Here is a 13,741-nt window from a genome sequence, read left to right as displayed (position 1 = left end):
CGACTTGAATTGGTAAATGGTTATTACTCAGCGTCAGTGATTTTAATCCACTTGTAGCTGTATTCAGGACCAACAAGGTGATATGTGAATCCTTCAACTTTTTTGTTGATTAATAGATTAGATGCACGTTGGTAAATTGGTGCGATACCAGCATCTTCTTCTAACACAACTTTCTCAGCTTCTTGAAGAGCTTCAAAACGTTTAGCTGGATCGTTAGCTAAAGTTGTTTGAGCGTCTTTTAATAACTTGTCATATTTTTCGTTAGAATATGCCATTCTGTTATTTCCGCCATCTGTAATCCATAGATCAGAGAAAGAAATCGGATCTAGGTAGTCAGGACCCCAGCCAGCTGCCTGGATATCATAATCCATTGTTTTGTCGCGGTCTAAACGAACGCTGAAAGGAACACTTTGTACATCGATTGTTAAGCCTTCAAGATTGTTTTGAAGCTGATCTTTCATGTAAGAATCGATTGTTTTTGACGTTTCAGTGTCTCCGCCAAGGTATACTAATTTCACTTCTTTTTGGCCGATTTCTTCTAAGCCTTTAGCCCAAAGCTTTTTAGCTTCTTCTACGTTGTAAGTTAATAGGTCTCCATTAGCTTCGCGGAAGTCTTCGCCAGTTTCTGGGTTTGTAACGAATTCTTTCGGTACAGCATAGTTAGCTGGAATAGATCCATTGTTTAAGATTTCGTTTGTTAAATCTTCTTTATTAAATGCCATCGCGATTGCTTTACGGATGTTTACGTTAGCAAGAGCTTCGTTCTTCTGGTTTAATTTAAGCCAGAAAATTGTAGGCTCTAACCATCTTAACAAACGGTCATCACCTTCATATTGAGCGATAACAGCCGGTGTTGAAAGTTTAGGAGTAACATCTGCTTCTCCAGCTTCAAATGCATTTGCTGCAGCCTGAGGATCTTTTGAAACGTTGAATGTAATTTTATCAAGGCTTACATTTTTTGCATCCCAGTATTCAGAATTTTTCTCTAAAGTCCACTCAGTATCAGCAGGTCCTTCCCATCCTTGGATCGTGAAAGGTCCGTTGAACACTAAATTTTCTGATTTTTTACCGAAGTTTGCAGCCTGTTCTTCAACAAACTTTTGGTTTTGAGGATAGAAAGTCGGGAAAGCCATCAATGATTTAAAGAAAGGAATTGGTTTTTCAAGAGTTACCACCAATGTTTTTTCATCTTTAGCTTTAACGCCTAATTCTTCAGGTTTAGCTTTACCATTATATAATGCTTCTGCATTTTTAATTTTACCCATCATCATGTATGGTCCATATGCAGATCCTGTTTCAGGGTTAAGAGCGCGCTGCCAAGCAAACACGAAGTCGTTTGCTGTAACCTGCTCACCGTTAGACCATTTAGCATCTTCTTTAATTTTAATTGTATATTCTGTGCCCTCTTCATTTGCTTCAGGCTCACCATCAGCCATTCCAGGAACTGGCTCTTGGTTTTCATCAATACGGTATAAACCCTCATTCGTATTGTTCAATTGAGATAAGCTGATTGTATCTTCAGCTAATACAGAGTCCATTGAAGGAATCTCAGATGATTCTAGAACTTTAAGCTCCTGTGCCACATTTGTTTCTTCTTTAGAGTCTTTCTCTTTGTCTCCTCCGTCAGAAGAACTTGAATTGCCTCCGCCGTAGCAAGCCGTTAAGAAAACGCTTAATACAAGCGAAAGAACTAAAAGCAATGAAAATTTTGACTTTTTCATTAATAACCCTCCCTTTTATTTTTAAAAAATTCTTACAAACACTATTATACAAGCTTTCGAATTTTTGTACATTCATTTTTTTAATAAAATTTACACAAATGCAATAAAATTAAGACTATTTTTAACGAAAAATAGTTCTTTATACCTATAAATTATGCTGTATTCTGTCCTGATATTTCAGTTAATTTACACAGGAAATACCAAATGCTTAGTCTTTGTAAAGAATTTAAATAGTGTGTAAAATATAAAATGTATACAATATACAACAATAGTTAATAAACTATTTTGCGGGCATAATGAAAAGATTCTGACTAGTTTTACTTTTCGTGCTATAATATCTTTCGTATATTTCGATACAAAATTACTATTTGAACGGTTTACATTTTAGTATAATTAGTTAAAAAAAGAGGGTATTTATGAAACGAAAATTATTTTTATCAACGTTTTCCGTGTCGTTTGTTCTAGTCTTTATGCTCTCCCTTCTATTCTATGGAGAGATCACGCTTCTTCACTATATCAATATTTCTTTTTACATATCTGGAATTCTGCTCTTCATTTCGCTGTTCCTGCTTGTAGCGGAAGGTGGATTTTTTGATGGAATTACACAAGGTTTTAGAAGAACCTTTCAATCAAAAGGCAGCAATTTAGAAAAGGAAGAAGTGGAGGAAATGAGGCTGTTTTCTGAGCTGCTGAGCATTGAATACATGCCATTTTTATTAGCAGGCCTGCTCCTTGCTGCCACTATGCTTGCTGGGTTAATGCTCTATTACCTGTAAAGCAGTTGATTATCTGCTCATAAGCTTTTATAATGAAAAAAAATACTTATTTATGAAGCGATGATAAAGAGTAGTACATAGTGACTTCATTTTTAGAGAGCCTGCTGCTGCTGGAATGCAGGCAATGAAAGCTATGGAATGGACTTTTGAGCAGCTGGCCGAACATTAGTAGGATCAGCCGTTTCGTCTTGCGTTAAAAGACGTTAAGTGATTTCTTTTAGAAATAATTAGGGTGGCACCGCGGTCCATTCGTCCCTGTTCAGCAGGACACGAATGGGCTTTTTTGTATGTAAATTAAAACAGGAGTGATAAAATGAAAACTATTTTTTCGGGCATACAGCCCACAGGATCCGTTACACTCGGAAATTATATCGGGGCAATGAAGCAATTTGTTGATCTTCAGCATGATTACGATTGCTACTTTTGCATCGTAGATCAGCACGCAATCACTGTCCCGCAGGATCGTCTTCAGCTGCGCAAAAGTATTCGCAGTCTTGCAGCCCTTTACCTTGCAATCGGCATCGATCCTGAAAAAGCAACATTATTTGTTCAGTCTGAAGTTCCCGCGCATGCTCAGGCAGGATGGATGCTTCAATGTGTCGCCTATATCGGAGAGCTTGAAAGAATGACGCAATTTAAGGATAAATCTACAGGAAAAGAAGCTGTTTCTGCAGGGTTATTAACTTATCCTCCACTAATGGCTGCCGACATTCTACTATATAAAACGGACATCGTTCCTGTCGGTGAAGACCAAAAACAGCATTTAGAGCTGACACGTGATCTGGCAGAGCGATTTAACAAAAAGTATAACGACATTTTTACAATCCCTGAGGTCAGCATTCCAAAAGTCGGCGCAAGAGTCATGTCACTTGCAGATCCTTTGAAAAAGATGAGCAAATCAGATCCAAATTTAAAATCGTTTATTACTTTATTAGACGAACCAAAGACGATCGAAAAGAAAATCAAGAGCGCAGTAACGGATTCAGAAGGAATCGTAAAATTCGATAAAGAAAACAAACCGGGTGTCTCTAATCTGCTCTCTATCTACTCCATCCTTTCTGGTGAGTCCATTGATGATTTAGAGAAAAAATATGAAGGCAAAGGATACGGTGATTTTAAAAGCGATACCGCGGCTTCCGTGATTGAAGTGCTGAAGCCAATTCAAGATAAGTACCATGCTTTATTAGAGTCAGAAGAATTGGATCATATTTTAGACCGCGGTGCAGAAAGAGCAAATGCTGCGGCAAACAAAATGATTAAAAAAATGGAAAACGCAATGGGACTTGGCAGAAAAAGAAGATAGATAATGAATTATATAAAAAGAGAGCATCGCATCCGATGCTCTTTTTATATTTGCTGTTCAAACTCCATTCCTTTTTGACTCATTAAATATTGAAGAGCTGTTCTGAAAGTCAAAAACGACTGAATTTCATTAAAGTTTGTCAGTCCGGAAGTGACAAGCAGCTGGGTTAAAGCAGGCCCAAAGCCCACATACAGAATCTGAATGCCCATCAGCCTGATTGCTGACGTCATATTATGAATATAAGATCCAAACAGATCGAGTTCCCATATTTCTTTTTCTGAGATCGCTGAAAAATCAACAATTACAGTAGAAATTTCATCTGAATGAGAAACTTCTAAAATTTTTGAGATAATTTGATCAAATCTTTCAGACGAAAGTCTTCCGGTAATCGGGACAAGAATGGTATCAGGAATAATGGACGGGATAATCGGAACAGAAATTTCTTTTATAATCTCAGCACTTGCTGCTAATTGCTTTTTAAGTTCAAGAATTTCCGCCTGTAATTCTTCAATTTGTTCTTTTTCGCTGCTCATATGAACCCTCGCTAATCGTTTATAATTGCATACCGCTCTATTTTACCATTCATTTTCACTTAATACCGTTTTTTTGCCATAAAAAAGAAACCATATTCTATGAATTGGTTTCTTTTATTTGAGCTTGTCCTAGTTCACTTTTGATTCATGTTCCATTTCCCACAGCTTCTCAAAGAATGGCTGTCCCTTTATCAGATGTTCACATAGCGTCATATGCTTAGGACTCCAGCCATTTAGCGTTTCATCGTAAAGCTTTCTCCATACATCTTCAAAGCTCAGGTCCTGAATCATTTCATACATCGTTGGATTCCATTCGGTGTACCAATACTTAACCTCAGCCGCATTTTTTGTTGACTGCAGCTGATCAAGGGCCATGAAAAGCAGCTGCTTTAATTGCCGTTCTTTTCTTGTCAAACCGCTCATATGTGATGGACTTGGCGACAGGATATGAAATTCCTTTTCCATGGATTCTGCTTCAAACAAATACTCTTCTGCTTCCACATCTTTAATCATTTCATAAACCAGCTGTTCCTGGCGCGGAATTAACCGGCTTTTGCGGACTGGAATGCTGTAGCCGATCGTATCGACTGCCAGTATCCCCTGTCCGTCTGTTATGACGAAACAGTAATCAAGCTGTATTCGCTCGTGATTTTTGCGAATGTATGCTTTTTGGAAGGCATCTTTTAACAGTCCCTGCGGCAGCTCCGACAAATCATTCTCAATATAATGGTATAAGACCGAGTTAACTTTAAATAGCGGAACCTGGTCCAGAAGCTCAACACTGTCATCTTTTCTCCATTCATGAAAATGACATACATTATACCCGTTTTCTTCTCCTTCAAACCAGTTCACCCATACATCATGAAGAAACAACATTTAATACCCCTCACTTCCGATGCTTTTGTCTTTCAGTATAGGCAGGGAGAAGAAAATATATTCCAATTCGTTCATTTTATGGATGTTTTCGTTCGACAATTTTTGAGCATGTTCTTTTGGAGAACATTTATACATATGTGAAGTTTTGGGTTTAATCAGTGAGAATTGTCATTCTATCAGCGGAAATTTGCGTTTTATCAGTGTAAAATGCCATTCTATCGGTAATATTGTTGAATTATCTCAATATGGATTGCAGTTCTATCAGTATAAATCCGCATTCTATCATTATAACTCTAACTCACCAGACCATAAAAAATAGTCAAGAATAAATTCTTGACTACGCTGTCTTATTCATTCACTTTTGGATCGAGTGCGTCGCGCAGCCCGTCTCCAACAAAGTTAAAGGCAAGAACGGTAAAGAGAATCAATAAGCCTGGGAACAGCGGGTACCATGGTGCAGTCAGCAGGATAGTAAAGTTCTGTGCATCCTGAAGCATGTTGCCCCAGCTTGCTACAGGAGGCTGAATGCCTAGACCCAAATAACTTAAAGTTGATTCAGCAAGGATGACTCCGCCTACAGATAATGTTGCAGAAACAATGATCGGTCCAATCGCATTCGGAAGGATATGCGAGAAAATAATCTTAAAGCTTTTCGTTCCGATTGTTTTAGAAGCTAACACAAACTCCCGCGTACGAAGAGACAAAAACTCTCCGCGCACAAGACGTGCTGTTGTTGTCCATCCGAGGACAGCAAAGATAATAATAAGCTTGTCTACACCTGGTTTAAAGATAGTTACAAGAGTGATCAGCAAGAAAATTTGCGGAATAGATAAGACGATATCAACAAAGCGCATTAATATTGCATCAATGATTCCTCCAAAGTAGCCTGCGATTGCTCCAATGATCGTTCCGATTGTAATTGATCCAAGAACAGATGCAAATCCAACCAGCAGAGAGACTTGAGCGCCATACAATAAACGTGTAAGCAGATCCCTTCCGAAACGGTCTGTTCCGAGAATATTCTCGCCGCCTGGAGGCACCAATTTTTTCATTAAATCCTGGCTCTCAGGAGAATATGGTGCAATGACAGGTGCGAAAATAGCAGCCGTAATGACCAGGAATAGAAAAATTGCTCCAATGACGGCCAGTTTATTTTTATAAAATTTCCTGAAAAATATTTTCGTTAACGTATCAGGGTTCGCTTTTAAATTCCCATGAACTGCCAGCTGATTAGAAGTTTCAGGTGTTAGGTTTGTTTGTGCCATTTTGCTCCCCCTTCCTAATACTCAATTCTCGGATCAAAAATTGCATAAAGAATGTCTGCAATTAAGTTTCCGATAACTACAAATACAGCAGAGATAACGGTTAAAGCCATAATGACAGGATAATCGCGCTGGAATGCTGAATCGATGAACAACAGTCCGATGCCAGGCCATGAGAAAATTTTCTCAACGACAACAGCTCCGCCAATGAATGAAGGAATCATTAATCCGAAAATCGTAATGATCGGGATTAATCCGTTGCGGACACCGTGTTTGATAATTACTTTTGATTCACGGAATCCTTTTGCACGCGCTGTTCTCATGTAATCCTGTTTAAGAACATCAAACATGCTCGACCTTGAATACCTGGTCAGCCCGGCCATATCGGCTGAGGCCAGCACAAATGCAGGCAGCATGAGATGGTGAATCCTGTCCCATATGCTGAATTCGGCATTCAAGGTGGAGGTCCCTCCTGTCGGGAACCAATTAAGCTGAACGGAAAATACCATAATTAAAATTAAACCGAGCCAGAAGTTAGGAGTGGCAAGCCCCAAAAAGGAAGTGACAGAAACAGTATAGTCAACTTTTGTGTACGGTCTTGCAGCTGAAATGATTCCAAACGGAATGGCGACCACCAATGCAAGGATTGTAGATACGACCATTAAAAGAAGTGTGTTTGGCAAACGATTCATAATCATTTCACTTACAGGTACACCTTTTCGAATTAATGATGTTCCAAAATCACCCTGAACCATGCTTCCGAGCCATTTTAAATATTGGATATGTACAGGATCATTTAATCCGTATTTCTCCATAAACTTCGCTTTATCAGCAGGACTTATTGATGGATCCATTAATAATGTTGTTGGATCTCCAGGAGCTAAGCGTATGATCGCAAAAGAGATAATGGTGATGCCTAATAATAAGGGAATAGCCATTAACGTACGGCGGATTATATAAGTAAGCACAGCTAGTTCTCCCCTTTCCTTCTCATTTTTCTATAAATAAAAACATGTCCAGAATTCTCAGCAGACTCGTTCAATTTTCAAATTCATAAAAATAAGGGAAGGGAATATTCCCTTCCCTCTGCAAGTTTCCCTGAAGTGTTGCAGCAATCAATGAATGATTACTGTTTTAACCACCATTTGTGGATGTTGTAGAATTCGCTCTTAGCGTTGAACTCATAGCCTTGTAAGTTCTCAGGCATTACGCGGTGAACGTTAGGGTAGTACAAGAATGTGTATGGCTGATCTTCAGTAATAATTTTGTAGATGTCAGCGTGTTTTGCAGCATACTCATCTTGATCAAGAATTTGTTTCGCTTCTTCCATTAACTTATCTGCTTCTTCGTTTTTATAATCAATCATGTTTAAGCCTTCAGCAATTTGGCTTGAGTGGAAAATGTCATATTGATCAGGGAATGTAGACAAGCTCCATCCTAAGATCATTGCATCAAAATCCCAGTTTGGTGCAGAAACTTGCTCGATGAAAGCAGAGAATTCAATGATCTCAGGCTTTACTTCGATGCCGATTTCTTTTAATTGCTGCTGAACAACTACAGCGATGTCTTCACGGATTTTATTGCCTTGGTTCGTTTTTAAAGAGAATGAGAATTTTTTGCCGTCTTTGTCTAAGATTTTGTCGCCGTCAGTATCTTCCCAGCCAGCTTCTTTTAATAGAGATTTAGCTTTTTCTGCGTCATAAGAGAACTTTGTTACATCGTCGCTGTAAGCGAAAGAAAGCGGGCTTTCAGGTACGTGTGCAACTTCTCCGTCGCCGTTCATTACAGAAGAAACCATTGATTCTCTGTCAAGTGCCATTGTTAAAGCTTGACGTACTTTCACGTCTTTAAATAGGTCGTTCTTTTGGTTCCAGCCGATGTAAGTGTAAGAAAGACCAAGGCCAGATTCCACTTTCACGCCGCTGAACGTGCTTTTTACAGTTTCGATGTCAGTTCCTGGAACTTCAGTAAAATCAACATCGCCAGCTTGAAGCTGTGCTAATAATGCATCCTGATCAGGAACGATTTTGTAAGTGATTGAATCTAAGTATGGCTCGCCCAAGAAATAATCAGGGTTTTTCTCAACTTTTACATACTCTCCATCTTTCCACTCAACAAATTTGAAAGGACCAGAACCGATTGGAGATTTTGTGTTGAATTCGTTCTCGCCAAGCTCACCAACTGGAACTTTGCCAAGGATGTGCTCAGGAAGGATTCCGTAGCTAAGAGCTACAGGGTAGAAAGAAGCATCTTTCTTAGAAAGCTTGAATTCTACTTCATAGTCGCCTTTTTTCGTTACAGACTCTAAAGATTCAAAAGAAGAACCGCGCTCACCAACATAGTCAGGGCTCTTAGGGATGCCGTATGTAAATACTACGTCATCAGCATTTAATTCTTCACCATCGTGGAATTTAACGCCTTCTTTAATTTTAACTGTGTACGTTAATCCGTCTTCAGACGTTTGGATATCTTCTGCCAAGTGTAAAGTCGGGTTGAACTCTGTGTCAGAACTTACAAGACCGTCAAAAATGAAACCTTCGATATCTGAGCTTGAAGCATCTGTTGAATACATTGGGTTGAATAATGTTGGTCCGCCAATCGTTCCAACAACTAAATCTCCGCCCATTTGCGGTTCGCCTGCATATTCAGCCGGTTTTTCATCTTTCCCGCCAGAACCTGAAGCAGGTGTTTTTTCGCCTGCGCCGCTGTTACAAGCAGCTAAGAACAAAGAGAAAACTAACAATAAGCTAAGTAATGTTAATAAACTTTTACGTTGTTTCACTTCGCATTTCCCCCTTAAAAATTTGAATTTTTAGTTTTCTTAACATGCATATTATTGTTGGTCCATCTCCTCCCTTCAAGGTCTTGAATATATGCTGATCCTGCCATCAGTATAGATGGCAGGCAACAAAATGATTTTTCTTTACTTCTTTAAATTGGGGCACAGCTTCGCGGCAAGCGCTTGTCGCAGCAGGGCATCTAGTATGGAAAACACAGCCCTGAGGCGGATTGGCCGGACTTGGCAGCTCTCCTTTTAATACAATGCGCTCTCTTCTTGCCTGGCCTGCTTTTCTTGGGACAGGCACAGCGGATAAAAGAGCTTGAGTATAAGGATGAAGCGGCTCTGCGTAGAGACTGTGCTTATCAGCAAGCTCCATCATTTTCCCAAGGTACATAACGCCCACGCGGTCGCTTATATGGCGGACTACACTTAAATCATGCGAGATGAACATATAAGTTAAGTTAAACTCGTCCTGAAGATCTTCAAGCAGGTTAATGATTTGAGCCTGAATCGAAACATCCAGCGCAGAAACCGCTTCATCAGCAATAACCATTTGCGGATTAAGTGCGATCGCTCTGGCTATTCCAATTCTCTGCCGCTGTCCTCCGGAAAACTCGTGCGGGTAGCGGTTAATGAAAGAGGCGTTTAATCCTACTTTTTCAAGGAGCTCTTCGACTCGTTCTGTCCGCTCTCTTCCTCTATATAAACCATGTGTATCCATTGGTTCTTTAATAATAGAACCGAGTGTTTTCCGGGGATTCAGCGATGCAAATGGATCCTGAAACACCATCTGAATATTTTTCCGGACGGTTTTGCGGAGTTCACTTTCGGGTAAATGTGAGATATCCTGCCCGTCAAAAATAATCTTGCCGCCGGTCGGTTCATATAAGCGGATAATGGTTCGCCCAGCTGTAGACTTTCCGCAGCCTGATTCTCCTACTATACCGATGGTTTCACCTTTTTTTACGGTTAAATTAATGCCGTCTACTGCTTTTACATGTCCGGCAGTCCGCTGCAGAAAACCTGATTTGATCGGAAAGTGCTTCTGGACATCTATCAGCTGAAGGATCGTTTCATCCTGTTTCAGCAGCGGTGATTTTACTTCTGCGTCTACTACTTTCATTGAACAGCGGCCTCCTCATCATCGTATAAAAAGCAGCGGACAGAGCGATGAGCTGATTTTTCCGTGAGCGCGGGAAGTGAACTGAAACATTTGTCAAATGCTTTCGGGCATCTCGGTGCAAACCTGCAGCCTGCCGGGAGATTATCGGGAGTCGGAACGTTCCCGGGAATTGAATTAAGCTTTTCTATGTCTCCATCAATCGAAGGAATAGACTCCATTAATCCTTGTGTATATGGATGAAGCGGCTCATTGAACAAGTCATCCACAGAAGCTTCTTCTACCACCTGACCGCAGTACATAACAACAACCCGCTCTGCAATTTCAGATACAACACCAAGATCATGAGTGATTAATAGAATGCTAGTGTCAAATTTTTGACTGACATCCTTCATCAAATCAAGAATTTGTGCCTGAATTGTTACATCCAGTGCTGTTGTAGGCTCATCTGCTATCAGCAGTTTCGGATTGCAGCTCATGGCGATGGCAATCATGACACGCTGGCGCATACCGCCTGATAATCTATGGGGATAGTCATTGATGATTTCATCAGCACGCGAGAAACCTACTAATCTAAGTAATTCAATTGCTTTTTTTACAGCTTGATTTTTTGGAAGCTTTTGATGATACATCAGCACTTCTGTAATCTGATCTCCGATTGTAAGCACCGGATTTAAAGATGTCATCGGCTCCTGAAAGATCATCGATATGTCGTTTCCGCGGACTTTACACAAATCTTTTTCAGGTAACTTCACCAAATCTTTGCCGTTTAATAAGATCTCTCCATCAACAATTTTGCCGCCCGGGCTAGGAACAAGCCCCATAATCGATAAAGAAGTGATACTTTTACCTGAACCAGATTCTCCTACTAGTGCAACCGTCTCGCCTTTATGTATCTTTAAGTCAACACCGTCCACAGCCGGAACAGCCTGCTTCTTTTTGTAGAAATAGGTTTTTAGATTTTTTACTTCCAACAGTACTGACAATACCCTTCACCGCCCTATGATGTAAAAGATAAACCGCTTGAAATACTTAATTTTGTAAATCATCTTAACTTTCTTTATAAATAGAATAGTCAGAAAATATATATTTGTATAGTATTACAAAAGTTTTACAAAATCAAGCTAATTTTTAAAATAATGTAACTTAATATTAAAAATACAATCATTACTAGGAAAAAATACCAATAAAAAAACCCTTATTTGGGTTTAATCGATGACTTTTTCACTATTTCTTCTGAAGAAACAGAGAATAACTCTTTAATATTAGCTTTTGTCATCTCCATGTAACATTGCACAATATGATAACCCGCTGCATAGCCAAGCATTTTGGGATAAAAGCCGGTTCCAAACATCAGTTGAGAGAACTTGCGCGAGTCTCTTTTTATACTCTGATTAGGCTCAATGATTGTCTGATAGAATTGAGTCAGCTGCTCTTTTGAATAATATTTCGTCCATGAACCCGTAAATTCCACGCCCATTCGCTCACGCACGGCATTCTCGGCGAGTCCTTCAAGAATTACAGCGTCAATCAGCGTGTAGTCTTTTTCTTTTTTTGGATCTTTTGCAAGTCTGCAAACATGATGATACTCATGTGTAAGAATGGTCTGAATCTCTTTTTTGCTGTTATCCGATAAAAACAAGAAAAGTTTATCGTGAAAGGCAAGACCTGATTTTCCGCCATATTCATTTCTCATTTTCCGGTTCCCTGCATCTGCAGGCAAAATAAAAATCGGCACGTCCGGTCCGCCCCATTCTTTTTTCAATGCAGCTTCATCCTTTTTTACAAATTCCCAAACGCTGTTCTTCTTTAAATCCTTATACAGGCTCTCACCAGTCTGTTCTCCTTTGAACATCCCGAATGAATGAAGATATTTGCTGATTTCCTCTGGATTGCTTTTATGAAAGTAAGGTTTCAGACGCTCGCAAATTTTTATATGATCTGCAGAGTGTTCAAGCCACTCATTTGTTTTAATGACAGTCATGGAATCTTCACTCCCTCCTGCCGTATCTTATGAAGGTGTGTTTGAGGAAGTGAAAGGATTCATCAACTAAGAAAAGCGCAAAATACTTAAAACTAAAAAAAGCCAGCTAAGCTGACTTTTCCGTTTTACTGCTCGTATTTTTTAAAGATAATTGTTGCGTTGTGTCCGCCAAATCCGAGCGAATTGCTGAGTGCCACATTCACTTCGGCTTTTCTCGCTTCATTCGGAACATAGTCCAGATCGCACTCAGGATCTTTTTCGCTGTAATTAATGGTTGGAGGGATGATGCCTTCTTTGATTGCAAGAATCGAAAGTATCGCTTCAACTCCGCCTGCAGCACCGAGCAAATGGCCAGTCATTGATTTCGTAGATGAAACAGCAAGTTTATAAGCATGCTCTCCAAATACTTCCTTGATGGCAAGCGTCTCAAACTTGTCGTTGTAGGAAGTGCTTGTTCCGTGTGCATTCACATAATCAACGTCCTCAGGTGACAGTCCGCCGTTTTCCATCGCCATTCTCATCGCACGGACACCGCCTTCGCCGCCTGGTGCGGGAGCTGTAATGTGATGGGCATCGCCTGTTGCGCCGTAGCCAACGATTTCTGCATAAATTTCTGCACCTCGGGCTAGCGCATGCTCAAGTTCTTCAAGGACTAAAATGCCTGCTCCTTCTCCCATAACAAATCCATCTCGATTTGCATCGAATGGTCTGCTTGCTGTAGCAGGATCCGGATTCGTAGACAGAGCTTTGCTTGCACAGAAGCCTGCAAATGCCATCCTTGTAATCGGCGCCTCTGTTCCTCCGGAAATCATGACATCTGCATCGCCCCGCTCAATGACTTTAAAAGCATCCCCAATGGAGTTTGTGCCGGTTGCACATGCTGTCACTGTACAGGAATTAAAGCCTTTCGCGCCCAAAGCGATGGAAACCTGGCCTGCTGCCATATCAGGAATCATCATAGGGACGAAAAATGGGCTTACACGTCTTGCGCCTTTTGTAAGAAGTGTTTCGAACTGATTTTCAAACGTTTCCATTCCACCGATTCCAGAACCGATCCACACACCTGTGCGGGGAGCGATTTCATCTGTAATTTCAAGGTTCGCATCGCGAACTGCCATAAAAGATGCAGCAACCGCATACTGAGTAAAGCGGTCCATTTTTCTTGCTTCCTTCTTATCCATGTATGTCTCAACATCAAAATCTTTTATTTCAGCAGCTACCTTAGCCGGATAATCATTTGAATCAATGCGTGTAAGCGGACCAACGCCGGACTTTCCAGTTACTGCGCTTTCCCATGTTGATGCAACATCATTTCCTATTGGAGTAATTGCTCCCATACCCGTAATGACAACTCGCCTCTTGCTCATATAAAAACACCATACCT

The 13,741-nt window shown here is 40.2% G+C and carries 12 protein-coding genes and 1 other annotated feature; of the genes, 2 read left to right on the top strand and 10 right to left on the bottom strand.

The window, feature by feature from the left end; genetic code table 11:
- Positions 1-23: 23 nt before the first annotated feature.
- A complete protein-coding gene (locus tag GJU41_RS02025; protein WP_070879187.1) occupies positions 24-1,721 on the bottom strand; it encodes a peptide ABC transporter substrate-binding protein in 1,698 nt (565 codons plus the stop codon).
- Between the two features lie 416 nt (positions 1,722-2,137).
- Between GJU41_RS02025 and GJU41_RS02020 the strand changes: the two genes are divergently transcribed.
- Positions 2,138-2,497, top strand: a complete 360-nt coding sequence (locus GJU41_RS02020) for a DUF3899 domain-containing protein (RefSeq protein WP_070879188.1) — start codon at positions 2,138-2,140, stop codon at positions 2,495-2,497.
- 51 nt (positions 2,498-2,548) lie between these two features.
- Positions 2,549-2,757 (top strand) — a binding site (T-box leader).
- Positions 2,758-2,810: 53 nt separating this feature from the next.
- A complete protein-coding gene (gene trpS, locus GJU41_RS02015; protein WP_070879189.1) occupies positions 2,811-3,800 on the top strand; it encodes a tryptophan--tRNA ligase in 990 nt (329 codons plus the stop codon).
- Positions 3,801-3,844: 44 nt separating this feature from the next.
- Here the strand turns inward: trpS and GJU41_RS02010 are convergent, their stop codons facing one another.
- From GJU41_RS02010 to fabF, 9 genes are all read right to left on the bottom strand, one after another.
- The gene (locus GJU41_RS02010) at positions 3,845-4,333 is read right to left on the bottom strand and encodes an STAS domain-containing protein (protein WP_070879190.1); all 489 of its coding nucleotides are present in this window, start codon (positions 4,331-4,333) and stop codon (positions 3,845-3,847) included.
- A 129-nt stretch (positions 4,334-4,462) separates the two neighbouring features.
- Positions 4,463-5,209, bottom strand: coding sequence for a YjbA family protein (locus GJU41_RS02005; RefSeq protein ID WP_070879191.1), 747 nt, complete (start codon positions 5,207-5,209; stop codon positions 4,463-4,465).
- A 347-nt stretch (positions 5,210-5,556) separates the two neighbouring features.
- Positions 5,557-6,474, bottom strand: a complete 918-nt coding sequence (opp4C, locus tag GJU41_RS02000) for an oligopeptide ABC transporter permease (protein WP_070879192.1) — start codon at positions 6,472-6,474, stop codon at positions 5,557-5,559.
- Between the two features lie 14 nt (positions 6,475-6,488).
- Complete coding sequence (locus GJU41_RS01995) at positions 6,489-7,439, bottom strand: ABC transporter permease (RefSeq protein ID WP_070879193.1); 951 nt, start codon at positions 7,437-7,439, stop codon at positions 6,489-6,491.
- Between the two features lie 158 nt (positions 7,440-7,597).
- Complete coding sequence (locus tag GJU41_RS01990; protein WP_170292695.1) at positions 7,598-9,253, bottom strand: peptide-binding protein; 1,656 nt, start codon at positions 9,251-9,253, stop codon at positions 7,598-7,600.
- Positions 9,254-9,359: 106 nt separating this feature from the next.
- Positions 9,360-10,376: an ABC transporter ATP-binding protein gene (locus tag GJU41_RS01985; protein WP_070879195.1), complete on the bottom strand. Its 1,017-nt coding sequence runs from the start codon at positions 10,374-10,376 to the stop codon at positions 9,360-9,362.
- A complete protein-coding gene (locus GJU41_RS01980; protein ID WP_070879196.1) occupies positions 10,373-11,359 on the bottom strand; it encodes an ABC transporter ATP-binding protein in 987 nt (328 codons plus the stop codon). The genes GJU41_RS01985 and GJU41_RS01980 overlap by 4 nt, the downstream gene beginning before the upstream one ends.
- Before the next feature lie 212 nt (positions 11,360-11,571).
- Positions 11,572-12,357, bottom strand: a complete 786-nt coding sequence (locus tag GJU41_RS01975; protein WP_154317916.1) for a DUF2268 domain-containing putative Zn-dependent protease — start codon at positions 12,355-12,357, stop codon at positions 11,572-11,574.
- 125 nt (positions 12,358-12,482) lie between these two features.
- On the bottom strand, positions 12,483-13,724 hold the full coding sequence (fabF, locus tag GJU41_RS01970; RefSeq protein ID WP_154317915.1) for a beta-ketoacyl-ACP synthase II: 1,242 nt from the start codon (positions 13,722-13,724) through the stop codon (positions 12,483-12,485).
- Positions 13,725-13,741 lie beyond the last annotated feature (17 nt).

The organism is Metabacillus idriensis (assembly GCF_009674765.1).
In the GTDB taxonomy this organism is placed as follows: domain Bacteria; phylum Bacillota; class Bacilli; order Bacillales; family Bacillaceae; genus Bacillus_P; species Bacillus_P idriensis.
This window is presented reverse-complemented; position numbering and strand designations above follow the sequence as displayed.